22 protein-coding genes are annotated in these 26,255 nt (G+C 44.3%); 9 read left to right on the top strand and 13 right to left on the bottom strand.

The features are described 5' to 3' along the window. Nucleotides 1-29 precede the first annotated feature (29 nt). The 5 genes from DESDI_RS07450 (at nucleotide 30) to DESDI_RS07430 (ending at nucleotide 5,593) form a co-directional block, all read left to right on the top strand. Entirely contained in the window at nucleotides 30-1,586 is a 1,557-nt protein-coding gene (locus tag DESDI_RS07450; protein ID WP_015262026.1) for an ABC transporter ATP-binding protein, read from the top strand. Further along, entirely contained in the window at nucleotides 1,567-2,751 is a 1,185-nt protein-coding gene (locus tag DESDI_RS07445; protein ID WP_015262025.1) for an ABC transporter permease, read from the top strand. The genes DESDI_RS07450 and DESDI_RS07445 overlap by 20 nt, the downstream gene beginning before the upstream one ends. 1 nt (nucleotide 2,752) lies before the next feature. After that, nucleotides 2,753-3,718, top strand: a complete 966-nt coding sequence (locus DESDI_RS07440) for an ABC transporter permease (RefSeq protein ID WP_015262024.1) — start codon at nucleotides 2,753-2,755, stop codon at nucleotides 3,716-3,718. A 130-nt stretch (nucleotides 3,719-3,848) separates the two neighbouring features. Continuing rightward, nucleotides 3,849-4,250: a c-type cytochrome gene (locus DESDI_RS07435; RefSeq protein WP_015262023.1), complete on the top strand. Its 402-nt coding sequence runs from the start codon at nucleotides 3,849-3,851 to the stop codon at nucleotides 4,248-4,250. Beyond that, nucleotides 4,247-5,593 carry a cbb3-type cytochrome c oxidase subunit I gene (locus DESDI_RS07430; protein ID WP_015262022.1) on the top strand — a complete coding sequence of 449 codons (1,347 nt, stop codon included), beginning with the start codon at nucleotides 4,247-4,249 and terminating at the stop codon, nucleotides 5,591-5,593. The genes DESDI_RS07435 and DESDI_RS07430 overlap by 4 nt, the downstream gene beginning before the upstream one ends. A gap of 4 nt (nucleotides 5,594-5,597) precedes the next feature. On the opposite strand, the gene DESDI_RS07425 is transcribed toward DESDI_RS07430, so the two are convergent. The 8 genes from DESDI_RS07425 to DESDI_RS07390 form a co-directional block, all read right to left on the bottom strand. After that, nucleotides 5,598-6,317 (bottom strand): DUF169 domain-containing protein, encoded by a 720-nt coding sequence (locus DESDI_RS07425; RefSeq protein WP_015262021.1) that lies wholly within the window; start codon nucleotides 6,315-6,317, stop codon nucleotides 5,598-5,600. Between the two features lie 264 nt (nucleotides 6,318-6,581). Beyond that, on the bottom strand, nucleotides 6,582-8,525 hold the full coding sequence (locus DESDI_RS07420; protein WP_015262020.1) for an ABC transporter ATP-binding protein: 1,944 nt from the start codon (nucleotides 8,523-8,525) through the stop codon (nucleotides 6,582-6,584). Continuing rightward, nucleotides 8,512-10,269 carry an ABC transporter ATP-binding protein gene (locus DESDI_RS07415; RefSeq protein ID WP_015262019.1) on the bottom strand — a complete coding sequence of 586 codons (1,758 nt, stop codon included), beginning with the start codon at nucleotides 10,267-10,269 and terminating at the stop codon, nucleotides 8,512-8,514. Before DESDI_RS07415 ends, DESDI_RS07420 begins: the two co-directional genes overlap by 14 nt. Next, a complete protein-coding gene (locus tag DESDI_RS07410) occupies nucleotides 10,262-10,711 on the bottom strand; it encodes a MarR family winged helix-turn-helix transcriptional regulator (protein WP_015262018.1) in 450 nt (149 codons plus the stop codon). Before DESDI_RS07410 ends, DESDI_RS07415 begins: the two co-directional genes overlap by 8 nt. Nucleotides 10,712-10,820: 109 nt before the next feature. After that, entirely contained in the window at nucleotides 10,821-11,522 is a 702-nt protein-coding gene (gene tsaA / locus DESDI_RS07405) for a tRNA (N6-threonylcarbamoyladenosine(37)-N6)-methyltransferase TrmO (protein WP_015262017.1), read from the bottom strand. 181 nt (nucleotides 11,523-11,703) lie between these two features. Beyond that, nucleotides 11,704-12,198 carry a rubrerythrin family protein gene (locus DESDI_RS07400; protein ID WP_015262016.1) on the bottom strand — a complete coding sequence of 165 codons (495 nt, stop codon included), beginning with the start codon at nucleotides 12,196-12,198 and terminating at the stop codon, nucleotides 11,704-11,706. 85 nt (nucleotides 12,199-12,283) lie between these two features. Next, nucleotides 12,284-14,926 (bottom strand): translation factor GTPase family protein, encoded by a 2,643-nt coding sequence (locus DESDI_RS07395; protein WP_041219825.1) that lies wholly within the window; start codon nucleotides 14,924-14,926, stop codon nucleotides 12,284-12,286. Nucleotides 14,927-15,123: 197 nt separating this feature from the next. Continuing rightward, the gene (locus DESDI_RS07390; RefSeq protein ID WP_015262014.1) at nucleotides 15,124-15,726 is read right to left on the bottom strand and encodes a hypothetical protein; all 603 of its coding nucleotides are present in this window, start codon (nucleotides 15,724-15,726) and stop codon (nucleotides 15,124-15,126) included. Between the two features lie 285 nt (nucleotides 15,727-16,011). On the opposite strand from DESDI_RS07390, the gene DESDI_RS07385 reads away from it, so the two are divergent. Genes DESDI_RS07385 through DESDI_RS07370 form a run of 4 tightly spaced genes read left to right on the top strand, consistent with a single transcriptional unit; the run spans nucleotide 16,012 to nucleotide 20,095 of the window. Continuing rightward, nucleotides 16,012-16,701, top strand: a complete 690-nt coding sequence (locus tag DESDI_RS07385; protein WP_015262013.1) for a class I SAM-dependent methyltransferase — start codon at nucleotides 16,012-16,014, stop codon at nucleotides 16,699-16,701. Then, nucleotides 16,701-17,504, top strand: coding sequence for a hypothetical protein (locus DESDI_RS07380; RefSeq protein WP_041219356.1), 804 nt, complete (start codon nucleotides 16,701-16,703; stop codon nucleotides 17,502-17,504). Before DESDI_RS07385 ends, DESDI_RS07380 begins: the two co-directional genes overlap by 1 nt. A 14-nt stretch (nucleotides 17,505-17,518) precedes the next feature. Further along, nucleotides 17,519-18,643, top strand: a complete 1,125-nt coding sequence (locus DESDI_RS07375; RefSeq protein ID WP_015262011.1) for an ATP-binding protein — start codon at nucleotides 17,519-17,521, stop codon at nucleotides 18,641-18,643. 6 nt (nucleotides 18,644-18,649) lie between these two features. Continuing rightward, nucleotides 18,650-20,095, top strand: a complete 1,446-nt coding sequence (locus DESDI_RS07370; RefSeq protein ID WP_015262010.1) for a vWA domain-containing protein — start codon at nucleotides 18,650-18,652, stop codon at nucleotides 20,093-20,095. Between the two features lie 122 nt (nucleotides 20,096-20,217). Here the strand turns inward: DESDI_RS07370 and DESDI_RS07365 are convergent, their stop codons facing one another. From DESDI_RS07365 to DESDI_RS07345, 5 genes are all read right to left on the bottom strand, one after another. After that, nucleotides 20,218-20,937 carry a hypothetical protein gene (locus tag DESDI_RS07365; protein WP_015262009.1) on the bottom strand — a complete coding sequence of 240 codons (720 nt, stop codon included), beginning with the start codon at nucleotides 20,935-20,937 and terminating at the stop codon, nucleotides 20,218-20,220. A gap of 241 nt (nucleotides 20,938-21,178) precedes the next feature. Next, the gene (locus tag DESDI_RS07360) at nucleotides 21,179-22,258 is read right to left on the bottom strand and encodes a PrpR N-terminal domain-containing protein (RefSeq protein ID WP_015262008.1); all 1,080 of its coding nucleotides are present in this window, start codon (nucleotides 22,256-22,258) and stop codon (nucleotides 21,179-21,181) included. A gap of 155 nt (nucleotides 22,259-22,413) precedes the next feature. Beyond that, the gene (locus tag DESDI_RS07355) at nucleotides 22,414-22,968 is read right to left on the bottom strand and encodes an NADPH-dependent FMN reductase (protein WP_015262007.1); all 555 of its coding nucleotides are present in this window, start codon (nucleotides 22,966-22,968) and stop codon (nucleotides 22,414-22,416) included. A 187-nt stretch (nucleotides 22,969-23,155) separates the two neighbouring features. Then, nucleotides 23,156-24,928 (bottom strand): FAD-dependent oxidoreductase, encoded by a 1,773-nt coding sequence (locus DESDI_RS07350; RefSeq protein WP_015262006.1) that lies wholly within the window; start codon nucleotides 24,926-24,928, stop codon nucleotides 23,156-23,158. A 54-nt stretch (nucleotides 24,929-24,982) separates the two neighbouring features. Beyond that, entirely contained in the window at nucleotides 24,983-26,248 is a 1,266-nt protein-coding gene (locus DESDI_RS07345; RefSeq protein WP_015262005.1) for an ammonia-forming cytochrome c nitrite reductase subunit c552, read from the bottom strand. Nucleotides 26,249-26,255 lie beyond the last annotated feature (7 nt).

Here is a 26,255-nt window from a genome sequence, read left to right as displayed (position 1 = left end):
TTGATTTATAACGAAGAAGAGAGGTTAGCATGGACGATAATATTATTGAAATGCTCAATATAACTAAGGAGTTTCCCGGTATTAAAGCCAATGATAATATCACCCTGCGCTTAAAAAAGGGTGAAATACACGCTTTGCTGGGAGAAAACGGGGCCGGGAAGTCTACTCTAATGAGCGTTCTTTTTGGTTTATACCAGCCGGAGCACGGTGAGGTCCGCAAGAACGGACAAGTCGTAAAAATCAATAACCCCAATGATGCTAACGCTCTAGGAATTGGCATGGTCCATCAGCACTTTAAGCTAGTAGAGATTTTCACTGTTCTTGATAATATCATTCTCGGGGTAGAGCCCCATAGTTTCGGATTTTTGCAGAAGACAAAGGCTAAAGAAAAAGTCTTAGCGTTAAGTAAACAATATGGTCTGGAAGTGGATCCCGATGCTGTCATTGAAAAAATTTCGGTAGGAATGCAACAACGGGTTGAAATTCTTAAAATGCTCTATCGAGATAATGAAATCTTGATTTTTGATGAACCCACAGCCGTTTTAACCCCTCAGGAAATTGATGAGCTGATGGGAATCATGCGCCGTTTTGCTCAAGAAGGTAAATCGATCTTATTCATAACTCATAAATTGAACGAGATTATGGCGGTTGCCGATCGTTGCACCGTATTGCGTAAAGGTCAATGTGTAGGCACTGTTGAAATAAAGGAAACAACTAAAGAAGAGCTCTCGCGCATGATGGTCGGCCGGGACGTGAGCTTTCGGGTCAAAAAAGAAGGAAGCCAACCAGAAAAAGTGGTTTTATCCGTAAAAAATATCTCTGTGCCTTCAAAAACCAGTAAGAAGGACGCTGTAAACAACGTGTCTTTCCAAGTTCGTGCAGGAGAAATAGTTTGTCTCGCCGGCATTGACGGTAATGGGCAAACTGAATTTGTCGCAGCACTGACCGGTTTGGAAAACCACACCAGCGGATCCATCACCCTTTGTGACAAAGATATTTCTAAAGCTTCGATTCGCACCCGTTCAAAATCCGGTATGAGTCATATACCGGAGGATCGACACAAGTACGGGCTCGTTCTGGATTATACTTTAGAAGATAATTTGGTGATTCAGCGCTACTGGCAGCCAGAATTTCAACGTTTTGGGTTCCTTAAACGCCAAGCGGTACGCTCCTATGCGGAACGATTGATTGAACAATACGATGTAAGAAGTGGGCAAGGCCCGTTAACTGTCGTACGTAGCATGTCCGGTGGGAATCAGCAAAAAGCGATTATTGCTCGCGAAATCGACAAAGAGCATGAGCTTTTGGTAGCTGTTCAACCCACACGAGGACTGGATGTTGGGGCCATCGAATATATCCATCAACAGCTTGTGGCCGGACGAAATGCCGGTAAGGCTGTTCTGTTGGTCTCTTTAGAGCTTGAAGAAGTCATGAACGTCAGCGACCGAATTTTGGTCATGTATGAGGGTGAAATCGTCGGCGAATTAGATCCGCAGACCACTACCGTTCAGGAGCTGGGCCTCTACATGTCAGGAGCAAAACGCGATCAACTAAAGGAGAATGAGCATGAAACGATTTATCTATAGTAAAAGCTTTTCTGCTTTGACCGCCGCCCTCATGTCCATCATTCTCGGCTTTGTTTTTGCCTTTATTATTATGGCCTTCGCCAATCCTGCCAACGCATTTTCCGGTTTGCAAATGTTACTCATCGGTGGCGTTAAGCGTTTTGCCGATGTTATCTATTTTGCAACCCCGATCCTTATGACCGGATTAGCTGTGGGCTTTGCCTTTAAGATGGGGCTTTTCAATATCGGGGCTTCCGGGCAATACACGATGGGCATGTTTTTTGCTTTATATGTAGGCTTTATGTGGGACCTTCCCGTTGGTATCCATTGGGTCGTCTGTGTCCTCGCCGGCATGGTTGGTGGACTACTATGGGGCTTGATCCCAGGAATTTTCAAAGCTATTCTAAACGTCCATGAAGTAATTACCTCGATCATGTTCAACTATATTGGCATGTACTTAGTGGATATGCTCATTCAGGGCAATGCTACGATGTATATTTCCTCCAAAACTCGAACAGCCTATCTTCCCGCCTCCGCTCAATTGCCCTCCTTGGGCATAGAACGATCCAATGCCAATATTTCCATCTTTATTGCCATACTTATTGCTGTGGCACTCTGGGTTATCTTGAACAAGACCACTTTTGGTTTCGAACTGAAAGCCACCGGTTTTAACAAGTATGCTAGTACCTATGCCGGAATGAACGGTAAGCGCAATATTATCCTTACCATGGGCATTGCCGGAGCTATGGCTGGACTTGGTGGAGCCTTTGCAATTCTTGCACCCTCGACGATTGCTGGCAGTAGCATGACCTATGAACCCATCAACGTTATCGCTGCCAATGGCTTTAACGGAATTGCCGTCGCCCTCCTCGGTAGCAACAATCCTCTGGGAATTATCTTTGCGGCAGTATTTATCTCCCATATCCAGAGAGGCGGCACCTTAGCAAGCCTTTACGGGTATAAACCGGAGATTATCGATATTGTAATTGCGGTCATTATTTATTTCTCAGCCTTTGCCATGCTGATGAATACAACAGTAGCCTCTTTCTTTAAGAAAATCTTTAAGAAAAATAGTAAGGAATTCGTGAATGAGCATTCTGCTCAACATGCGTCTGCGGACATAAACGCTGAAGAAATATATTCTAATCATCATGATAGCTCTAGTGCTTCAAAAGAGGAGGAGTAGTATGGATACAATCTATTATTTGGTACAAAACACGCTTCCCGTAGCCATCCCCTTGCTCCTCGTGGCACTGGGTGGGATGTTTAGCGAGCGCAGTGGGGTCATCAATATCGCCTTAGAGGGGATTATGCTCTTCGGAGCCTTCTTTGGTTGCCTCTTTGTCTACTTTACTCAGGGCTCGACGATGAACACCCAGTATATATTACTCCTGGGCATGATTGTTTCTGCTTTGGCCGGAATACTCTTTTCTTTACTCCTTTCCCTAGCTGCCGTAACCATGAAAGCTGACCAAACCATTTCCGGAACGGCCTTGAACATGCTGGTTCCTGGTATGATCCTCCTTTATTCCAAAATTTCTTTTAATAGTGATGGAATCACCACCAACGTGAATTTTTATATTCGAGAAGTTCCGATCTTAAGTGATTTGCCCGTGCTCGGAAGATTGTTTTTCCAAAACACCTACATCACCGTCTATCTTGGTTTCCTTTTCCTAGTTATGGCAGCCATCATCTTCTATAAGACACGTTTTGGGCTGCGCCTGCGGGCCTGCGGCGAGCATCCTCATGCTGCTGATTCCGTAGGGATTAATGTTCACCTGATGCGCTATGCCGGTGTCAGCCTCTCCGGTTTTCTGGGAGGAATCGGCGGTTTCTTCTACGCAGTAGGGGTAATGAACAGCAACATCAATGGTCACACCGGGGTAGCCGGTTTTGGCTTCTTGGCTTTGGCTGTAATGATCTTCGGTCAATGGAAGCCCTTCCAGATCTTGCTCGCAGCTCTTTTCTTCGCCTTTCTGCGCACCTTGGCCTATTCCATTGCTCTCATTCCCTTCCTGCATGCTTTGGACATCAACCAAACCTTTTATAAAATGTTGCCTTACCTTGCCACCATGGTGGTACTCGCCTTTACCTCGCAGAAATCAAGAGCACCGAAAGCAGAAGGCATACCCTATGATAAGAGCCAGCGTTGATAGCTTGAGTAAAGCAATAGGGAACCGTCCTTGGTTAGGGCGGTTCCCTATTGTATTTATCTGGTAAAATTGTCCATACTAAATACAAGTATGCAAGTCATTAGGATCTTGTTAGAGAATGGATGATTGAATGAGACTCAGAACCTTTATTCTCATTTCCTCAGCTTCATTAGCAATCTTTGTGTTAAGCGTTAGATTTTCTTGGAAAATTGACATACCAATCAGCCAAGAGGCAAGCGCTGGCAAGGACGTTTGGCAGAGCCATAATTGTGTGAGTTGCCACACTTTGCTTGGGCAGGGGGGGTACGTGGGAGAAGATCTTACCCACATCATGGCTAAACGAAGTCCTGATGAAATCAATGCTTTCTTCCGTCACCCGCCCGTTATCCCTCCCCATCAAGAAGAGAAACATCCCTCATTAACCCCTTTGGAAACCCAAGATATTATTGCTTATTTCGAATATATGAGGACCATTCCCACCTTAGGGTGGCCACCCACACCGATAAAGTTGGAAAGCGGGGATATTCTTTGAAGGCGCTCTCCGGAAAACAAGTTGCCCGTAGATATACGCTCTATGCCGTATTCCTTTTTGGAGTTCAAGGAATCGTTGCTTTGCTTGGAGCAACCTCGCTGGTTATCCCCGATTTACCCTCACCGGTTTCTGGTGAATATGGTCGTGCAGTTCACCTTGCTTTGGCCACATTTTGGCCGGTTATCGGAATGCTGGGGATGGTCTATTATTTCACCGCAGAGCAGCTTAAGACCGATATCCACTCCCCAAAGCTGGCCCGTTGGCAATTTGCAATTTTGCTTGTGACCTCCTTAGGATTGTTGGGAAGCTTAGCTTTAGGAATCGGCAATGGGCGCGAATATCTCGATGGCCTGCCCATTTTTTATGCGGGAATTTCCCTGGGGATCCTAATCGGAGCCTACAATTTAGTAAGAACCCTTTGGGAAAATAGACAAAGATTAACGCCAGCAACGGGAATAATGACCGTCGGTGTCGTCTTACTTTGTGTATTGCTTATTCCCAATATACTACACTATAGCAATCCGGTTGCTGATGAAGCCGTGAAATTTTGGGTAGTTCACCTTTGGGAAGAGATGGCCTTTGAATTAACTACCAGTGGCTTTATCGCATCTTTCTTCGTGTCCACAGGCATTGCCGACAAAAAGGATATAGAAAAGTGGCTTTATCTCGAAGCCACTTTATCGGTCACGGGCGGATTATTCGGTACGGGGCACCACTATTTTTGGATTGGCTTTCCCTCGATTTGGCTCTTCTTAGGATCGTTCTTTAGCGTCATACAAGCTATCCCCGTACTTCTCCTTGCCTATATGATTTATAAAGGATTTAAAAACCACAAGGTGCTGAGCCTCAAAGAAAAACTTGCCATGTGGCTTATTTTAAGCAGTATATTTCACCATCTGACCGGAGCTACTTTACTGGGATTGCTGATGACTATTCCCTGGGTCAATCTTTATACCCATGGTACCTACATAACTTCCGGTCATGCTCACTTGGCTCTGTTTGGTACCATCGGTTTTCTGATACTTGCCGGTGCCTATACAATTTTAAGCGACCGCGATAACCCGACCCCCAAGACCTACCGCTATGGAGTTATGGGAATAATCCTGCTCAACTTTGGACTCATTGGCATGAGCTCCTGTCTGCTTATAGCCGGTTTTCTCCAGACTTATCTCTGGCGAGTTCTCGGTCTTGACTTTATGGCAGTCAGCTCCATCCTTAGTCCCTACCTAATTCTCCGGGCTCTAAGCGGTTCTCTGTTCACCTTAGGAGCCATGATCTTATGCACAATCATCATCAGAACCTGGTGGAAGACACGACCTGTACGGCGTAAAACAGCCAACTAATACCTTACTCAATACGTTCGGAAATCTTCAGCCAAGTCTCCTTGGTTAGGAAGCTCTCTTCCACCTGTGCCTCAAGCTCCAAGTAGCGTTGATAGGGCATACTGAAGGATAACAGGTCTTTGTCAATATATTTACGCGCTGAAAGATCAGTGAGACCGATATAGCATTTGGGATGCTCCGCATCCACTTGATTGAGAGCATAGAGCACGGTCTGATGACAGCCCGCCCCAAAGTTCGCCTCCACATTATTCTGTGTAGGTTGATCAAAATTAGCTAACACGGTTAAGGCAGAGATTTGGTCCGCGTTGACTAAAAAGACTACGCCCTCCGGCTTTTCGTCCTCATTTACTTCGGCCAGAGGCTTAAAGACAACGAATTCTTTATGAGGAATCTCGGGTAAATTTTCAATGAATGCCCCTGCTAATTCAGGGTTTTTCTTGTAATACTCACCTTCTCTACCGCCTACACCACCTGTAGATAAAAAATATTCAATAAAGCCCAGCTCATAGCGTTGAAATCCTAAACCGGACTTCCCTCCCCTACAAGTAGTCGTGGGGAGACTAAACACAGCTGTACGACCTTTGGTAGCCATATTCAGCAAGGAGATAGTACAACCCCATGTTCCTTCCACAAACTCCATGGCCCCTTCCGGCTTGGAATCGGATCGGAATACGGCTACGGGATGACTTTTTAATTTGATAGCCTCAGCAATTTTACTTTTCATGAGATTAACCTTCCTTCTTAAAGTATTATGCCTTCATAAGCCACTTGTTTTTTTCTGCAAACATTTTTTCTTATTATAACTATTATCGCTCAAGGTAATTGGCTTTTCCCAATAACTGTACTTCATGAGCACTTCTATACTATTTCTTACATAGTTCTCTACTTCTTTAGGCAATTCCTTCCATAATCTGCGTACCCGGTGGAAATATCTGAGGTCCAGCGTGACATCAGTGGACATCAACGGGCATCAGCGTTGATTATGTTATCATTCTAGTTCAAATGCACCCATATACAACTGATAATACTTACCCTTTTGAGAAATCAGCTTCTCATGGTTGCCTCTTTCGATGACTTGCCCCTCTTCAAGAACCATGATCACATCCGAGTTTCGCACCGTGGAAAGTCGATGAGCAATTACGAATACCGTTCTCCCCTCCATCAGTGAATCCATTCCTCGCTGGATGATGGCTTCCGTGCGGGTATCGATTGAGGATGTAGCTTCATCCAGGATCATGACAGGTGGGTCCGCTACCGCCGCACGGGCAATAGAAATCAATTGCCTTTGACCTTGGGATAACCCACTTCCATCCCCGGATAACTCTGTTTGATACCCTGCGGGCAACATACGGATGAATCCATCGGCATTAGCTAGCTTGGCAGCCGCGATACATTCCTCATCGGTGGCATCCAAGCGACCATAGCGAATATTATCCATTACTGTTCCGGTAAACAGATTGACCTCCTGTAACACGATCCCCAAGGAGCGGCGTAGGTCGTTCTTTCTGATTCTATTGATGTTGATTCCGTCATAGCGGATTTTACCATCCGCAATATCATAAAAACGATTGATGAGATTGGTAATGGTGGTCTTTCCTGCACCGGTAGCTCCGACAAAGGCCACCTTTTGCCCAGGCTCTGCGTATAAAGTGATATTATGCAAGACCATTTTCGTTTCATCGTAGCCAAAATCCACATCAAAGAAACGAACTTCGCCTTGAAGCTCCTTGTAGGCGAAGGTTCCATCCTCACAGGGAACCTTCCAAGCCCACAGGTCGGTATGCTCAGTCGTTTCCACGAGAGTTTCATTCTCATTTTTAACATTGACCAAACTCACAGAACCTTCATCTACCTCCGGCTTTTCGTCCAAAAGCTTAAAGATCCGCTCGGCTCCGGCAAAGGCCATGATAATCGCATTCAACTGTTGGGATACCTGCGCTATGGGCATGATGAAGCTGCGGGAAAGCTGCAAAAAGGAAGCGATGGTCCCTAAGGTGAGCACATTAATCCCTGTAATGGTGAAATTGGTTACCCCACCAATGGCCATGAGACCGCCGACGATGGCCAAAAGCACATAGAGCAGATAGCCAAAATTGTTCATCATGGGCATCACGATATTGACATACGAATTTGCCGCGGTGGCCTGAGCACAAAGTTCTTGGTTTTTGAGATCAAAAATATCTTTAGTCCTTTTCTCATGGGTAAAGACCTTCACAACCTTCTGCCCATTGATCATCTCTTCAATATAGCCATTCAAGTCACCTAATGACTGCTGTTGCTTAACAAAGTACATGCCACTCTTGCCGACAATGCTGCCTACTACCTTCAACATGAAAAAGATACAGAGGACAACGAATACAGTAAGCCATACACTGAGGTAGAGCATCGCGAAAAATACCGCGACAAGAGTAATCAAAGAGGAAAAGGTCTGAGGTATACTCTGGGATATCATCTGTCGCAAAGTATCCGTATCATTTGTATAATGGCTCATGACATCCCCATGGGTATGGGAATCAAAATATTTAATGGGCAATTTTTGCATATGCGCGAACATATCATCCCGAATCTTTTTCAAGGTTCCTTGGGTGATGGAAGCCATAATCCGGCTATAAAAGAAGGTGGCTAAGACTCCCGTTAGATAAATCCCGGCCATCACTAAGATTATCCGCAACAATCCCGCGAAGTTCGGCACGGCTTCCAGTAAGAGTGGGGAAATATAGTCATCAATTAAGGTTTGTAAAAACAAGGCCAACATAACACTAGCTATGGAGCTAATGATGATGCTGAACATAACTAACAAAAGATGCAGCTTATAATTCTTCATATAGGAAAGGAGCCGCTTCACTGTCAAAGGATTTAACTTGGCCTTTGGCGGCTTACCTCCAGGCATCCTGCCCTGGGAAGAACGAGAGAACCCTTTACTCATCCCCATTATTCTTCCCTCCCTTGGCTTGTGATTCAAACACTTCAAGATAGATTGGGCAAGAATCCAGCAGTCCCTCATGCTTTCCGATAGCAACGATTTTTCCATCGTCCATGACCACGATTTTATCGGCATCTTGAACAGAGGATACCCGTTGGGCAATGATAATCTTCGTTGTCCCTGGGATTTCGACACGCAGAGCTCTGCGAATCTGGGCATCGGTTTTCGTATCCACTGCACTTGTCGAGTCATCAAGAATAAGAATCTTTGGCTTCTTTAATAAAGCACGAGCGATGCAAAGCCGTTGCTTTTGTCCTCCCGATACATTCGTGCCACCCTGTTCAATGAGGGTATCATATTTTTCCGGGAAGCTTTCAATAAAATCATGGGCCTGAGCGAGTTTACAGGCATGAATCATTTCTTCTTCAGTAGCAAGCTCATTACCCCAACGCAGATTGTCCTTAATGGTCCCTGAAAAAAGTTCATTCTTTTGCAGAACCATGGCCACTCCGTTGCGTAAGGTTTCAATATCATAGTCTCGGACATCCACTCCGCCCACGGTAACCTTGCCTTGTGTCACATCATAAAGTCTGGGAATCAGCGAAACTAAGGTTGATTTAGAGGACCCCGTTCCACCGAGAACACCAATGGTTTCACCGGATTTAATGGTCAGGTTGATCTGATCCAAAACCAGCTTATCCCCTTGCTTTCCATAGCTAAAGTTAACATTTTCAAAGCGAATTTCCCCATCCTTAAGGTTAAAGATGGGCTGTAGACCGTTCCGGAGATTGCTTTCTTCATCAAGAATTTCGACGATTCTCTCAGCAGAGGCACGGGAAATAGTCAGCATCACAAAAACCATGGAAAGCATCATGAGGCTGATTAGAATCTGTGTTGCATAGGTTATGAGGCTTAAAAGCTCCCCTGTGGAAAGCCCATTCACAGGGTTCCCTCCGGAAGCGACAATGGCTCTCGCACCAAACCAAGAAACTAAGAGGATACAGGCATACATGCAAAACTGCATCAGGGGCATGACCATGGCAACCAATCTTTCGGCTTTAGTGAAGTCCTTAAAGATCCGGTTGGAGATGTCCATGAATTTATCATTCTCATAATCTTCACGAACAAAGGACTTGACTACCCGCATGCCACGCAAGTTTTCCTGAACCACATTATTCAGCTTATCATAGGTCTTAAACACCCTTTCAAAAACAGGATGCGCATTGCTCATGATAAGCCAAAGCCCCACACCGAGGATAGGAATACTGACGAGGAAAATCAGAGACAACTGCGGATCAATACTAAAGGATACAATCAAAGAAAAAACCAGCATCACCGGACTCCGCATCGCCATGCGGGTCAGCATCTGGAAAGAATTCTGTACATTGGTCACATCTGTGGTGAGACGGGTAATAATGCTTGCCGTAGAGAACTTGTCAATATTTGAAAAGGAAAAGTGCTGGACATTATAAAATATATCCCTCCGGAGATTTTGGGCGAAGCCCGCCGAGGCTACAGCGGAGGTCCGTCCGGCTAGGATACCAAAGAGCAAGCTAATCAAAGCAGCGATAAAAAGTGCTGCTCCCATTTTAAGTACGTAATTCATGTCTCCGGCATCAATGCCATAATCAATGAGCTTAGCCATTAATATGGGAATGATGACCTCCACAATCACCTCTAGAGTGACAAAAAGAGGGATCAATAGAGTTGCTTTTTTATATTGCCTGATACTACGGGCAAGCTTTTTAATCATTGGTTAATCCTTCTTGTAGATTTGCCTTCATTCTACCAATATAGGAGGAAAGCTGTCTTATTTCCTCATCTCTAAAACCACGTACCATTTGTTTTTCGAGCTTAGTTATATCCTCAATGAGCATTTTGTGTATTCCAAGTGCTTTGGGGGTAAGTAACAGTTTTTTTAGTCGTGCGTCATTCGGCACGGCCTGTCGCTCAATCAATCCTTTCTGCTCCATGAGTTTAATCACTTTGGAGGTTGTTGATCGGTTGACTGTGAACATAGTCTCCAAGTCTTTTTGATAAATATCTTCATCCATATGCTCGATTAAATAATCAATAATCCAAATGTTAGTGGCTGTAATGCTTTTTTCGAATTGGAAATGGTCGGAATTCACTGCGTAACGCTTACAAAGATGTGTTAGCGAACGTATTTTAAAAGCGATTCCCTCTCTGCTCATCACAATTCCTCCTTATAAGCAAAAAATGTTGCATTGCAGATAATTAGCCCATACAACATTTTAATATCTTTTTTAGATAAACACAACCAGAAATACCAATCACGACTTCCTAGGATTGGTCGGTTCTGCACACCACTTCACAAACGGAAAGCAAATTGTCCTGCACTGTGAAACGGATGTCAAATCCAGCAAATTCAAGCCCATAGATACGCTTCGGGTCCTTTTGATAAGACGGCCTTGGGTCATGAGCCAGCACCCTCAAAATCGCCTCGCGTCGGTCCTCAGATACAAGTCGGAGCCATTGCTCGGGAAACTCTACTTCAAGCACCTTTGCCTGAAGGGGCTCAATGAAGCCTCCCACGGCTTCCGGGTGACAATCGGTGTACGCTAGGTAAGGTTTAATATCGTAAATAGGGGTCTTGTCCATCAGATCAGCACCGGAAACATGCAGTACAGGCCCGAGATCCGGATGTGTTTCGATACCCTCAAGCTTAACTGAGGAAAGACCAATTGCGTTTGGCCGAAAAGGAGATCGGGTCGCAAAAACTCCCATCCGAGTATTACCGCCCAGACGTGGAGGGCGCACTGTGGGCGACCATGTGTCACGCAGGGCTTCGGAAAATTCCCAGATCAACCAGATGTGTGAGAATCCCTCTAACCCACGCAAGGCATCGGGATTGCGGTACTCAGGTTCGAAGACAACCACTGCCTTCAAATTGTCGATCAGGCCACTTTGACGGGGAATTCCGAATTTGGTAGGGAAATCCGTGCGAATGCGCGCAATGATTTTTGTTTCTCGTGAAGTAGTCATATGTTATTACTCCTATTGCCTGTGCAACTATTCTTACTTGCGTATGGTTAGCAACTAAACTAATGTAATCATACCAGAAAGTAATCTTGCCACAAAGTTTAAAATTATGCCGCATTTGCTTCCAAAACAAGGAGCGTTTAGAAATTTTTCTAAACGCTCCTTGTTTTTTTCCTAATTGTTCTTAGTATTTAATGAATTTCTCGCCAGAAATTCCACAAATACTACACTTTTCAGGTACCACTTTTTCGATATTTCCACAGACCGGACATAAGTAATAAAATACTTCCTCTGCTTCATCCATATTTTCTAACGCTTCTTGATAGAGCTTAGCATGAACTTCTTCAGCCTTCATCGCAAAAGTAAAGACAGCTACGGCAGCTTTATTTCCCTCTTCTTTAGCTGTTTCGATAAATCCAGGATACATACTCTGATACTCATAGGTCTCCCCAGCAACCCCATCCTTTAAGTTTTCACTGGTCGAACCAATTTTTCCGGCAATCTCAAACTCTTTGAGGGCATGAAGGGTTTCGGCATCAGATGCCGCTCTAAAGAGCTTGGCTGCGTTAAGCTTTCCTTCTTGCTCAGCCTTCTTTGCGTAGGCAAGATATTTTCTGTTCGCTTGTGATTCTCCGGCAAAGGCTTCCATCAAGTTTTGATGTGTTTTATTGTCGCTCATATTCATAACCTCCACTACATATTAAAACTATTTTCATATCATTTTAGCATTAATTACTAAATCTATCCAATCATTCTGCTGGGGCTTAGGGGCTTTTCTTAACTTGCTCGAGCTGTTCTTTTACCTCAGGCGATAAGGCATCGCTTAGATAATTACGCTCGCCACGCTTTGCTTCTTGGAAGTCCTGCATCATTCTTTCCTTGGCACCCTCGATCTCCAATTTCAGCTCTCTGGCGGATAACAGGGAACATCCTGCTCCCCTAATAATTATCTGCTCCAGACCGTCAGAAGTGGCAACTGTTATCTGATATCTTTTCCGATTGTCATGAGCAAATCTTTCGATATATTGATCTGCCGTTTGGGCCTCTTTGGTAAATACCAGATGGATATTCTGGTAGTCGATGGCTTCCTCCCTATGCCCCTGCACAAGGTGAGCATCAAACACAACGATAATCTGGCACTTGCGAATCCCCTGATAATTACTGAGACTATCCAGCAGCTTTATTCTGGCACCTTCCATATGGTCTTCAACTAACTCTTTCAGCTCGGGCCAGGCATGGATGATATTATAGCCATCGACCAGAAGATATTCTTCCTTGCTTTCCATCTCTCTGAAAACGGGGGTCGTTGATTCATAATGACTATCGCGGGCTGTTCTGCGTTTTCTCCAAGCAGATTTCTTCCCTTGATTCGCATAAAAGGTGCTGTTGATAATTTTATCAATCTCGTCTAAGCTGATCCATTTCTCTTCTGTGTAGCTAGTGTAGTTTTGAACAGTTTCTCCTTCTGAATCAGCTCTTTTCTGCAGATAGCTTTCGAGATGCATATGGCTCTTCACTTCATCCCAAGCTACTAAATAGCCCGTACCATGAGCACAAAATACTGATCCTGTCGGGTTTCCGAAATCTTTTTCCGGATCATAGCCGATGCTTGTGATGACCTCTGACTCATTGTGGCAGGGTTCATACCCTTTCAGACTACAAAACAGTCGGCCCAGACCCTTCGTATAGGCAACTACCTCTTTCTGATAATTCTTCATGGTAATCACCGGGGCGCTGCCCACAAGAACCGTCATCTCGTCATTGGTTTGAGCTATTGCGCAAGTACCCCGCATCTTCTCAATATCGGTCATCGCTCTGCCGACCATTTTCACAGGCAATTCCAGCTGAAAGGCATAATAAGGTTCCAACAGAATGGATTCTGCCTCCATCAATCCCTGACGTACTGCTCGGTAGGTGGCCTCTCTGAAATCCCCACCCTCTGTATGCTTCGTATGCGCTCGACCCGCCACGAGGGTAATTTTCATATCGGTAATCTCTGAGCCGGTGAGAACTCCTATATGTTCCTTTTCAGCCAGATGGGTTAGGACAAGTCTTTGCCAGCTCTTACTCAAGTTATCCTCACTGCATTCTGCCCCCAACTGTAGACCACTGCCTGGTTCACCCGGTTCCAACACCAGATGGACTTCCGCATAATGACGTAAGGGTTCAAAATGCCCTACTCCCTCTACTCTATTGGCAATCGTCTCTTTATAGAGAATTCTCCCCTCATCAAAGGCCACCTCAACCCCGAAACGGTCTTGGATAAGGCTCTGCAGAATCTCAATCTGCACCTCGCCCATGATTTGAACCTGTATTTCCTGTAACTGTTCATCCCAGACCACATGGAGTTCCGGCTCTTCCTCTTCGATCTGACGTAATTTAGGAATCATGACCCTGGGGTCACAGTCTAATGGTAGAATAATCCGATAAGACAGCACCGGTGTCAAGACCGGTGTATCTGAAGCCTCCTCTATCCCTAAGCCCTCTCCAGGTCTCGCTTGGCTGAGTCCGGTTACCGCGCATACATTACCCGCCCCGATTTCGTTCACCGACTCAAATTTCTGTCCGGAATAAACCCGAATTTGATTCACTTTCTCTTGCCAATCACCATTCATTAGAATATCTTTCACCTTTAGTTTGCCACCGGTAATCTTCAGGTGAGTAAGTCGATTTCCTTGCTCGTCTCGGGTAATTTTAAATATTTTTGCCCCGAATTCCTTGGGATAGTCAGGTACGATACTGTAGTGAATAATGCCCTGCAGCAATTGTTCAACGCCCTCTAATTTTAAGGCAGAGCCGAAAAAACACGGAAAAACCTTGCGCTCCTGAATTGCTTTCTGGATCTGGGCACTGGCGACATGCCCTGTTTCCAAATATTCTTCCAGCAGGGCTTCATCGCACATGGCCAGCTGATCATAAAACTCGTCCGTCCCGATTTCTCCAAATTCAATACAGCCTTCAGCCAGTTGCTTTTTTAATTCTTCCCTTACCTTCTCCGGATTGGTACCCATCTGATCCATCTTATTGACAAAGATAAACACAGGTATGCGATACTTATGAAGCAACCTCCATAAGGTTTGGGTATGTCCTTGTACCCCATCTGAGCCGCTTACCACTAAAATAGCATAGTCTAAAGCCTGGAGGGTCCTCTCCATTTCAGCAGAAAAATCCACATGTCCTGGAGTATCCAATAGGGTAAACTGAGTTTCTCCCATTTCAAAGATGGCTTGCTTCGCAAAAATGGTGATTCCTCTTGCTCGTTCTAGTTCATATGTATCTAAATAAGCATCCTTCGTGTCAACTCTGCCCAATTTACCTATTTTACCGCTTAGATAAAGCATGCTCTCTGATAATGTTGTCTTGCCCGCATCCACATGTGCTAAGATGCCAATCACTAGGTTTTTCATCATCTATCTCAAATCCTTCGTTTTGTCTACCTTAATACAGCACACTAAGGGCTGTAGGTCTATACTAATGATACCAGTTGGCTTGGCATTAAACAATTTATCAGAAAGCAACAACAATAAAAAGCGACTGATCTAGAAATTCTCTACTTCTAAATCAACCGCTCACTTTGCTTTGCCTTAACCACAATAATTCACTATTATTCTTTCTCGTTACTACCGATCCACTCATCAAATTTTTTGAGGGTTTCTTCATAGGTTTTTTGGCTAATCTCGGGAAGCTCCCCGCCCCACATCTCCTGTGCTTGGGCGAAGCCTTTCTTCACCGCTTCCTTCATGGCTTGCGCTTTACTGGGGTCTCCTCCAGTTAAAGCAATTGCAAAATCAAATATTCTCTGAGAAGTTTGTTTAACTCCCCAATATCCCTCTTCTGAAATTTCCGCCTGGGCTTTGGCTACCGTCTCCGGATCTACCTGCACTTTCCCTTCCCTGAGGAGTGCGTAGATATTCGTTGCATCATTCAGCTTATGTCCTTGCTGTAATAACAGTCTCTCCACCAGACTTCTTAGTTGTTCAGTGCGCATCTCCACATCGGCTTTTAATCTAGAAATAGTCTCGGTATCCGGAGAATACATCTTCCCTAATGAATCGTCAGCTTTGGAACGACTCGGTTCGTAGGTCGCTGCCACATCATCGACAGGAGGCCTATTAGCTTCCGAACCTTTGTTGGTTGTCTTTTCGGACTTCAGGCGATTGTCGGTATTTGGGTGAGGGTTTACCGGTGTAATTTTAGACATATCCATTTGATATCCTCCCTTTCATGTCATACAATTAAACATACCGTACAATAACTGATCTCTATGTTATCTATATCGACAAGAACTGCCTTTGACTTAAGCATTTGTAAAATATAGTTGATGCGACCTACAGGGGGAAGTTGTCTACTAAAGAGGAAATCCTCGGGAGGAAATCGTCTGCAGAAGAGGGAAGAACAAGAAGTTGTTATCAAGCAGGAATTGTCAAGCAAAAGTAGAAATTCTAACACCATGCTTGAAATACTCAAAAAAATGACATGAGGGTGATTGCTAATGAACGAAGCACTTTTTGACCCCATTGCCGCACACTATGATTCCTGGTATTCTACTGAGCTTGGCTCAGTATCTGATCAAGTGGAACGTCACTTGGCACAATCTATGTTTAAGTCACCTGGTCCGCAAGTCCTGGAAATCGGATGTGGTACCGGCCACTATACAAGCTGGCTTGTGCAAGAGGGATATGAAGTTACTGCAGTGGATATTTCCGGCGAAATGATGGCTCGGGCACAACAAAAAATTGCAGCACTGACAAGTAACGTTATGAACACTAAACCTGTTCGCTGGTGGCATGGGGATATTACTGAAATTCTGGATCAGCTTGCAACCTATGATGGGATTTTTTCAATGACTGCTTTTGAATTCGTACCAGAACCAGAAAAGGTTTTGCAAGAGCTTTTCAAACATCTAAAGCCTGGGGGCTGTCTGATGATTGGGCTCATCGCCGGTGAGAGTTCCTGGAGCGAATACTATGCCGAGGTCGTGCGCAACAAACCCACTTCGGTCTTCGCCCGTGCCGCTCTTTATACTAAGGATGAGATAGCCTCCTGGCAAATCGGTGTACCCGCCGAGATTGGCGAATGTCTTTTCTTTCCGCCAAACGTCCAGTCAGCCGAGGCCCTAGCCATTGAGGAGAAAAGACAAGGTAATCCTGGGTTTGTGGTGGCTAAGTGGGTGAAGGGTTAATGGAACATTCCAAGCTTATCGAAATGATCAAGACGAATCCCAATGCTATCGCCTACCTAACCAATCCCACTGATGAGTTAAAGCTATTAGCTGTCCAAAAAAATGGCCTGACCTTAAAATATATTGTTCAGCCAACTCAAGAGATGCAGGAGTTAGCCATATCCAATAACGGTCAAGCTATTCAATTTATTGATAACCCTACGGATGAGATGATGGTTAAAGCCATCCATGATGGATGGCTTAACTTAGAGTATATTAAGAATCCCAGTGATCAGTTGGTCAAATTAGCCCTCGACCAAGCTGGCTGGGCTATTAAATATGTCAAAAATCCCAGTGAAGAATTACAATTATTAGCGATACGCAAAAATTACGATTCCCTTAAGTTTATTCAGGCTCCTTACCCTCGCGTCCAAGAAGAAGCCGTTAAAATCTGCTATGATGCCTTAAGATATATCAAGTCACCTACTTACCAAGCGGAGCTTCTGGCCATCAAGGAACATGAAAGCGCGATTATCTTTGTCCATGATTTAACCAAGGATAAAATCTTAGAGTTTTTAAAAGTCAATATTCTGGTCATAAAATACGTCATTAATGAAATATCTCAAGCCGAATTAGAACTGGTTTTGCGGGAAGCATTAGCCCGTGAGGATGTTGAAGAAAAATATATCCGGGATTTTGTAAATTGCAATTATATCCATAAAAACAGCACCCATATGCCCATCGACAAAATTATGTTTATCGATCAATATGGAAGTAAAAAAGCCAAAAAAATCACTGTCGATGAAAAGCTGAAGATGTTATAGGAGATGGAGCTATCATGAATTTTACCGACACCTTAAAAAGTGTTGAATTGGTCCTAGCCACCGAAGAGGTCCCATTAATCGTGGGCGAAAGTGGCATCGGCAAAACAGCCTTAGCTAAGGAAATTGCTAGGGAAAATCAATGGAGTCTCGTCGTCATCAATGGGAACCTTCTTAAAGAAGGAGAAATCGGTGGTTTACCCACAGTAGAAGCTTATGTTGTCCAAAATCAAGGAGATCCGGTTGAAAAGAAAACCACGATCTATGCCGTCCATCATAAGCTTCGCGAAATCGATGAGGAAGTAGGAAAAGGAAGAACGGTGCTCCTATTTATCGATGAGATCAATCGCTGTGAACATACCGTTCAGCAGGAACTGATGAATTTAATCTTAAATCGAGAAATCAACGGCTATAGGTTGCCTAAAAACGTTAAAATCTTAGCTGCCATGAATCCTTCCAGCAAATACGGTGCTGATTTCGATTACCAGGTTGTGGACATGGATGCAGCTCAAGAAAATCGCTTTGTGTGGTTACCCATGGAGCCCGATTATAATCAATGGATCGATTGGGCCATGGAGGCCGGAATTGAACAGAAGGTTATCGAGTTTATCTCCACCTTCCCCGAATATCTGCACAAAATCAATGATGATGATCTAAGGGCTACCCCCAGAAGCTATGAACGAATATCCAACAGCTATCGGATATATTTGGAAAACCAAGCTTCCATACCTCGCTCGGTCTTTCTCAATGTCCTCAAGGGAAATGTAGGACGCTTGATTGCCGAAGAGTTCATGAGCTTTGCCGAAGCCGACCATCAGGCTCTCATCTCTTATACCGATGTTTTTTCAGGACCTTCTCTTCCTGAATCTCTTAAAGAAACTGTAAAAATGGAAAGCCACACCCGGCTCTATCTTGCCGCTAAGAATATTCTCAAAACCCTCGCATCCACAATCACCAACGAGGGTGATGATTTAAGCTATTCCATGGACAGGCTGATCGAGTTTCTGAAGCTCTATCCTGTGGATTTGAAAATCGGTATTATGAAGGATATTAAAAACAGTTATCCGGAAGTCTACAGACATGCCATCGAGAATGAGGGGTTTGTCGACTCTTATTTTGAAGCTTATCGTTTAATTAGGTGATGCTCTATGGAAACATCCTTTACTAATCAGGTTCAAGAACTTTACGCAAAAGCCGATTTAATCATCAACGACTTTGTCCAAGCTAAACGCAAATATGGTGATCAAGCCAAACTAAGCATCCCCCCCAAGTTTGAAGCTGAGTTTTTCAGCCTTGTGGATCAAGTGAATTTAAGTCTGATGGAGGACGGGGATCACTTTTTCGGCTACTTTTTGCTGCAGATGTCCAAAGAAATACGCTTTGATATCAGCAGTCCTACAGCTGTGAATTTCAAAGGGGCAAAATATGTCATCTATTTTAACCCCATCATTTTTTTAAATCTTACTCTCCTACAGATGGAGAGCACCATCAAACATGAAATACTCCATATCGTATCCCTACATCTTATTAGAGCCAAAGAGTTCAAGAGTACCCACAGCAAAACAGCCATTAACATGGCTATGAATATCGTCGTTAATACTTTCTTGGAGGATCTTCCCCCTTATTCGGTGACCTTGAAATGGGTTAATCTGAATTATTCGTTACAGCTTCTGCCCTTTAAAACCTTTGAGTATTATGTTGAAGAGTTGCAAACGGCTCTGGACTTATGGGAAGCGGATGAGGAGGCGAGCGACGAAAGTGATAGGGATGAAGACGATGATCGTCATAACCCTGAAGCCTCGGATCCCCAACAGGACGGAACTCTAGCTACCGTCTATGATCCCGCAAAAGCCCATGACCTTTGGGAAGATTCCAATGAGCTCGACCCTAAAACCCTCCAAGAATTTACTGAGCACTATATTGCTCAGGCCCAAAAAGGGAGCGTTCCCCATTATTTAGAAAGTCTCATCTCCTCCTTTCAAAGTAACAAGGGGGAATTGCCTTGGAACCTCTATCTCAAACGCTTGATGGGATCTGTGGAAAGCAATAATAAGAAAACTGTAACCCGTCGAAACAGACGACAACCCCATCGCTTGGATCTGCGAGGTCAGCTCCGGAGTCATAAAGCCAACATCATTGTGGCCCTGGATATCAGCGGTAGCATCAGCGATCAGGAATTCAATCAAGCTGTGCAGGAAGTCCTTGCTATTGTTAAGAACTATAATCACGAAATTACAATCGTCGAATGCGATAGTGAGATCAGACGCGTCTATACTATTAAATCCACAAAGGATATTAGGGAGCGAATTAATACCCGAGGTGGTACTCGATTTACCCCAGTTTTTGAATATGCCAATGAGCATAAGGTGAATTTGTTAATCTATTTTACTGATGGTCGTGGTGAAGAGAAGCTGCAAACCTTACCTAAGGGGTTTAGAACCTTATGGGTTATTACCGGGAGAGGGGATGCCCTTTCCTTAGAAGAACCTTATGGGGTAGTCAAACGGCTTAAGAAGGTCGAAGCAAAAGATGATTCAGTAAGTATGAGTGATGTTAAGCGAGATGGCTATTCGATGCAAGATCAGGAGCGTTAGTTGCTCAATACTATTTTAGGGTAGGCTGAATCCAATCAGCCTACCCTAAATTTTACTTATATCCAGCTGCCCTACTAAAGCAGCCGGTTCTTATTCATTTTCTTATTTAATTTTTCTGGCTTTTAGCATTTATTATTTTGCGGCTGGAAATAAAGATCACAACCATTGCAAGGAGCGTAATAGTATCCTTTTTCGCCCTCGACCTTGATTTCGGCTAATTTCGCCTGAAGACTGTCGCATTTCATACCTACGGTATCTTTTATTTCATTGATCCAAGACGGAGAGATCGGATCCAACAACACGAGATTGATGCTGGCAAAGATTGATTTAGCCTGATCGCTTAGTTTCTTAAGACTTCCCAGCGCGGCCCAAATCTCAATCGAAGGGTTTTCATCCTGACCGGAAGCAATGAAATGCAGTCTGTTGACTTGTTCAGTGAACTCTGGGAGAGCCCAGGTTTTTGAGGATACGTCGATAATAACGCGTACTTTGGGTTCAATGTTTTTTTCATTTTGAATAGCCCAGGTAGCTAAACACTCTAGAAAAGTAATAATTCTTGGAACATACCCACAAGCACAATAATACACACCAGGCTTGCTCGGATTGGTAGCCCAAGAAATATCAGAATGATACGGATTTACAATTGTAACGGGATTTTGACGCGACCCTTCCCACATCCTCTTCTCAGAGTCTGTAAGAACAATGTTGATTGAATTCTCTTTGACATAATCTTTGTCCTGAAGGATAGACCATATTAACTTTGTTTTTCCAGAACCTGCCTCGCCCAGAATCAAATGATTACCGGAAAAAAACTTGTCAAAAGGTTTTACGTTCTGCTCCATTGGCATTACTTCCTTTCAGAATAATATTGTGAACATCTCCCTAATTGAATTCTATTTAGTTCTTGCCTATATAATTCTGCATCGACTTCCATTCCCCTCTTACATTTCTGAAATAAACAAAATATTTTACAAATTTCGTGGTTATACGGCGCAAGCACCGAAGAAGTCTCTGCATTCGTTGAAGAGAAAAAGGCTTAATAATGCCCTGAATTGCATTGCTAAGCCTTTTTCTTCTTAATTTTCAGTTTGATCCCACCATGGAAGTGAGCTTTTCACCCACCAGTCTAAGCTCATCCAGCTTCTGAGCCAATACTTGGGTGGCCTTTGCCTGTTCCTGAGTAATAACATTGCTCTCCTCAACATTTTTCTGCACCATGTTGACCGACTCGCGAAAACGATGAAGCATTTCATCAATATTTCTAGCCGACTTATTGCTCTCATCGGCCAACTTGCGAACTTCCTCTGCCACTACCGAGAAGCCTCTCCCATGTTCACCAGCTCGTGCAGCCTCAATAGCGGCGTTAAGTCCCAATAAATTAGTCTGTTGCGCCACCCGCCGAATCACATCCAATATTTCCGAGATATTATTCACTTCTCTAGCGGCTGTTAGGGCAATATCAGACGATTCCTGACTTGACGCGGCGAGTTCTTCTGAGGAAGCTGTTAATTCTTCAATAAAGGACGCCGACTGCTCCAACTCAGAATAAAGCACATTCAATACTTGTTCAAAACGGCGTGACTTCTCCCGTTCCTTGTCTCGCTCTCGCTCTTGAGCCTTAGCAATTTTCGAGGCTTCATTGATGGACCTTCTCATGGCATTTAATCCTGATTCAAGGGTAACTACAACAAACCCCCGTTCCTTCGCCGCTGTAGAGCCACCTTTATCACCCGCAATAGCGTCAACTCCGATTTTACTCAAATGTTCGAGAATTTTCGGAATATCCTCCAGGGTATTCCAAGGACGGATATGTATCGTCATGTCCCCTAAGGCAAAGTCCGAATTCCCCATTTCTATATACCCTTGATGTGCCACAACACCCACTTTGGTTGCGCCACCAATGATGAGTTGGTTTACTGCTTCGAAGATCTCGTCGATCGACATCGTCAGTCCTACCACTGGCTTATCCGTGTATTTTTTCATTAGGTCTACCATAAGACCTCTACTTATCATGACATCCACATCAGAATTCGCTTTGACTACCTCTGGACCTTCATCAAAGCTTACTACTTTGATGGGAAAAGATAAACCCAGCTCTTGCATTACCTGCTTTGTGGCTTGAGCCATTTCTTGAGTTAATGCTGCAAAAAAAATTGAATCCATTCCTTCAATTACCCCCGCTTTTTCTCTTTATAGATCTTGCGTAAAAACTTCCCGATTGATCTGATAAATTATGCTAACATTTTTTATTAATATTCTCGATATTTATCAGAATTCCTCTATAATTCCAACAATTGGGGACTAATTATTTTTTGCCTCTATTTCTTCAACTGCAAGGTTTTGATTACCAACCCTTGTAATAGCTTCGAGATGGCGTTACGAGTAAATTCATCGTTAAGAGCCCCGCTTTTGTCAAATTTTGTATGGGCATTCATAATAAAGACCTCTGGCTTATTTAGCGGCTGAAGATTAAGCCCTACACAAACCTGGCGAAGGTGATATTGGACACGTGCCCCACCAAACATTCCCGTAGAAGCACTTATAATCCCCAAGGGTTTCCCGTCCAAGGGTTTACCTGCCCGTGAAGCCCAATCGAGGGCGTTTTTTAAAACCGGTGGTATCGAGTAATTATATTCCGGTGTTGCAATCAATAAGGCGTCGGCCTCCGCAATGTTCTTTTTAAATTCTTCAACGACCAGGGGAACCCCTTCTGCTTCTAAGTCCTCATTAAAAAAGGGTATCTGCGAAATGTCAGCGATTTCAATAATTACACCTTCCGGTTGCAATTCTTGAGCCGCTTTTAAAGCCGCACTGTTATATGAATTCCGGCGTAAACTTCCGCTGATCCCCAAAATCTTGATGACCTCACTCATATTATCCATCTCCCTTTATTTTCAATACACGTCTTTGAAGTTATTATCCCTATATTTGTCTAGAAAAAACTACAATCTAAAACCAATAAATTAACTAAGAAACCACATCAATCAAGAAAATGCTAATTAAAAGAGGGGCACAGTTACCTGCACCCCTATACTCCCTTTGTAGGAGATGGGCTTCAGACTACGATTTTGCCACTTGAAGTCCGGCAATATAACCGAAGGTCAAGGCTGGTCCGATTGTACTGCCACCGCCCCAATAAGCATTCCCTGTCGGAGAGGCAATACAGTTGCCCGCTCCATACAAGCCGGGAATTACCTTGCCTTCATAATCCAAGACCTGAGAGTGCTGATTAATCATCGGGCCACCATTGGTGTCCAGGGTGCTCGAAGCTAGGATAATCGCATAATAAGGACCCTCTTCACTCAGGGGCGCCATGGTGTAATTCTTACTCATGTCTGTCGGCCACTGGACGCCGCCGGGTTGAGTGGGCGGGTAAGTTGTCCATTCTCTGTCATAAGCAAAGTCACCGCGACGGAAATCGGAATCGACTCCGGTCCTAGCATAACCATTGAAGGTCTGGACCGTTTCCGCAAAGGTCTCGTTGAAATGTTCATCTAAGGCAAAGCCGCCGGTCTTATTCCGCAATTTTTCTAATCTTGCTGAAATAGCTATACCCAATTCCTTAAGGGTGTTACTGGTAATCATGTAAGGTGGTATGCTGCCTGCCATCGGATACGGAGGATCACCCTGCCAAAGCTCAGCTGTTCGTTGGTCGAAAACCATGAAAAGTAGCATGTTCGTCCACTCGGCACGATTGGGATCCCAGACGAAATGCACCATTCCACGATCCGTATAGTTCCTCTTCTCATCCATGACCCGCTTACCATAGCGGTTGACTTCTATCACACCGTCACCGGGGATAAAGAACAAATTATTCGAGCCATCAGGGTTCTCCAAGACACTTTCAAACACACTTTGGGCACGAAAAGCTCCACTCATATTACCTAGCTTAGCACCAATTGCTCCGCCCAGGCGAACAAAGTCACCCGTATTGGTAGGTGCAGAACAGCCTCCGAAGATTGGACCCCGCTGAAAATGCAACATCAACTCTGGATTATGCGAGTAACCGCCGGAACCAAATATAATGCCTTTTTTTGCTGAAAAGCTAACCAATTTCCCCTTGTTCCTAGCTTCAAGGCCGATGGCCCGTCCCGATTCGTCCCGGAGGATTTTCGTGACCCGATGATCCACAAGGATAGGTATATCATTTTTCTCAGCCCAGGCTTTGAAACTATTGATCAGGGCATAACCATAAGTTAATTCTCCCTTTTCATCTTGGGTAAATAATACCCGACCACGAATCGAACGATTTTCCGGCAGGTGATCCTGGTAATCCACCTGGAGCTTTCCCGTCCAGTTAATCTGCTCAATCAGCTTAAAGGCTTCGATATTCTCGAGATATTCAGTCATCTCAGCCCCATGATCCACCATGGCCTCGATTAGGGCAAATTCGTTCTGGGGAGCACCGTAGCGCTCTGCCTCTGGCTGATACAGATGGGGGTAAGAATAGCGAACCATGTACTTGAGGGCTTCCTCCCGATTGTCGATGATTCCATGCTTACGTTGAAAGCGATTGTTCGGTATCCAGAACCCACCACCAGATCGTCTGGTTGTGCCCCCAATCTCACTGGCTTTTTCCAGCATGATAACCGAGCACCCCTCATTTTTAGCCGTAATGGCGGCAGAGAAGGCAGCTGCACCAGAACCTACAACCAAAACATCAACTTCTTGCCTAAACTCCGCAGGTTGGTCCGATTGAATTTGATCGACAGCACTTTCATTTTCTTCAAGAAGTCTAAACTCTTCTTTCGGTGCACCACATTGGGGGCAACGCTCAGGGGGTTCATTCCCAGTATGAATGTAGCCACAAACCTTACAAATCCAACGTTTCATCAGACTTTCCCTCCTCTTTTAGACTCCTCAACACCTAGTGATTCTTGTCTGTAATTATTGGGATTTAATTGCCGCATCCTTCGCTAACTGAATAGCTTGATGGGCAAAATCAATCGCTTTGCCGAGATTATTCATGGACTCCATCGGATTATGGAAGCCATAGCCGTTCGTTACCATGACATAATCCAGATACCACTGACCATCACGGTGCATTTGCTGGGCCTGGGCAAGCAAATCCGCGTTGACACCCGGTGTCTGGCGAGCAAGGGCAATCTCTTCGACCGCTTGCACCATGGTTTCGCCGGCAATATCCTGAATTTCCTTGGTCTTAGCTTGGATATCATCGACCCGACTCTCTAACCACTCAGCACCTTCGCGATGACAGACGCCGCAGCTTTCTTCAATATTTTTCAAAGGACTTGTCCAATAGTGTGAGCTGACCTTGGTGTTGCCCATCTTCATATAAGGCATATGACAATCTGCGCAAGCAAGCCCGGCCGATTCATGGGTACTTCCCTGAAAAACTTCATACTCAGCATGTCTGGCTTTTACCAATCCTGTATCAGCATCAGGATGTTTCCATTCGCTAAATTTCTTTTCATCATAATAGTCGAGGATCTGATCAGCTTTTACTCCCTTGTCCCAGGGGAACATCACTTTTTTGGTGTCAGGCTCAAAATAATAGGTAACGTGGCACTGAGCACACACTAACGACCTCATTTCTTGTCTCGTTGCTTGGGTGATGTCCTTTCCTTGCCTTTCAAAGGCCTCGATCAATGCGGGACGGGAAATCCTGAGTTCCATAGTTTCGGGGTTATGACAATCCAAGCAGCCGATAGGATATTCTAGCTGTGAATTGATCTCTTCAAAAGAAGATGTATAATAATCTGCCCCATACTTTTCAATGAGTCCTGGTATTTGGGTTGATTTACAGGTATTACAGGAGGCTCCGACTTTATATCTGGAGGAATCAACCGCCCGAATATCCTCTAGGGTGTAGACATGACCCCTTGGTTCATTGAATTCGTTGGAGTAACCTAAGCCTGCATATAAAAGCTTCATATAGGGTTTAGTCTCAAAATGAGAAGGCATATCCGTATTTTCACCATTTTGCAGATAGGTCTGATAGTGCACAGGATAATATTGACCCCACACGGCAGGATCTACTTCATCTGCGGCAATTTGGCCTACTTGCTCCGTCTTCAGCTTTTGGTTATTAGAGTCAAAGATATAGATGACGGTGGCAATGCTCCCTACCAAAACCACGATCAAAAAAATGATCACCCCTAAAGCCTTTCCGGATAAAGATCTCTTTTCCATACCTTTT

Origin of the sequence: Desulfitobacterium dichloroeliminans LMG P-21439, assembly GCF_000243135.2 — a bacterium.
GTDB classification, from domain to species: domain Bacteria; phylum Bacillota; class Desulfitobacteriia; order Desulfitobacteriales; family Desulfitobacteriaceae; genus Desulfitobacterium; species Desulfitobacterium dichloroeliminans.
This window is presented reverse-complemented; position numbering and strand designations above follow the sequence as displayed.

Bases quoted from the DNA above. Each gene is read 5' to 3' on its own strand.
- DESDI_RS07350 (WP_015262006.1), bottom strand. From the start codon at position 24,928: ATGAAACGTTGGATTTGTAAGGTTTGTGGCTACATTCATACTGGGAAT.
- DESDI_RS07425 (WP_015262021.1), bottom strand. From the start codon at position 6,317: ATGAAAAGTAAAATTGCTGAGGCTATCAAATTAAAAAGTCATCCCGTA.
- DESDI_RS07345 (WP_015262005.1), bottom strand. From the start codon at position 26,248: ATGGAAAAGAGATCTTTATCCGGAAAGGCTTTAGGGGTGATCATTTTT.
- DESDI_RS07410 (WP_015262018.1), bottom strand. From the start codon at position 10,711: ATGAGCAGAGAGGGAATCGCTTTTAAAATACGTTCGCTAACACATCTT.
- DESDI_RS07370 (WP_015262010.1), top strand. From the start codon at position 18,650: ATGGAAACATCCTTTACTAATCAGGTTCAAGAACTTTACGCAAAAGCC.
- DESDI_RS07445 (WP_015262025.1), top strand. From the start codon at position 1,567: ATGAAACGATTTATCTATAGTAAAAGCTTTTCTGCTTTGACCGCCGCC.
- DESDI_RS07385 (WP_015262013.1), top strand. From the start codon at position 16,012: ATGAACGAAGCACTTTTTGACCCCATTGCCGCACACTATGATTCCTGG.
- DESDI_RS07390 (WP_015262014.1), bottom strand. From the start codon at position 15,726: ATGGATATGTCTAAAATTACACCGGTAAACCCTCACCCAAATACCGAC.
- tsaA (WP_015262017.1), bottom strand. From the start codon at position 11,522: ATGACTACTTCACGAGAAACAAAAATCATTGCGCGCATTCGCACGGAT.
- DESDI_RS07435 (WP_015262023.1), top strand. From the start codon at position 3,849: ATGAGACTCAGAACCTTTATTCTCATTTCCTCAGCTTCATTAGCAATC.
- DESDI_RS07365 (WP_015262009.1), bottom strand. From the start codon at position 20,937: ATGGAGCAGAACGTAAAACCTTTTGACAAGTTTTTTTCCGGTAATCAT.
- DESDI_RS07440 (WP_015262024.1), top strand. From the start codon at position 2,753: ATGGATACAATCTATTATTTGGTACAAAACACGCTTCCCGTAGCCATC.
- DESDI_RS07395 (WP_041219825.1), bottom strand. From the start codon at position 14,926: ATGAAAAACCTAGTGATTGGCATCTTAGCACATGTGGATGCGGGCAAG.
- DESDI_RS07380 (WP_041219356.1), top strand. From the start codon at position 16,701: ATGGAACATTCCAAGCTTATCGAAATGATCAAGACGAATCCCAATGCT.
- DESDI_RS07355 (WP_015262007.1), bottom strand. From the start codon at position 22,968: ATGAGTGAGGTCATCAAGATTTTGGGGATCAGCGGAAGTTTACGCCGG.
- DESDI_RS07400 (WP_015262016.1), bottom strand. From the start codon at position 12,198: ATGAGCGACAATAAAACACATCAAAACTTGATGGAAGCCTTTGCCGGA.
- DESDI_RS07420 (WP_015262020.1), bottom strand. From the start codon at position 8,525: ATGGGGATGAGTAAAGGGTTCTCTCGTTCTTCCCAGGGCAGGATGCCT.
- DESDI_RS07360 (WP_015262008.1), bottom strand. From the start codon at position 22,258: ATGGATTCAATTTTTTTTGCAGCATTAACTCAAGAAATGGCTCAAGCC.
- DESDI_RS07375 (WP_015262011.1), top strand. From the start codon at position 17,519: ATGAATTTTACCGACACCTTAAAAAGTGTTGAATTGGTCCTAGCCACC.
- DESDI_RS07415 (WP_015262019.1), bottom strand. From the start codon at position 10,269: ATGATTAAAAAGCTTGCCCGTAGTATCAGGCAATATAAAAAAGCAACT.
- DESDI_RS07450 (WP_015262026.1), top strand. From the start codon at position 30: ATGGACGATAATATTATTGAAATGCTCAATATAACTAAGGAGTTTCCC.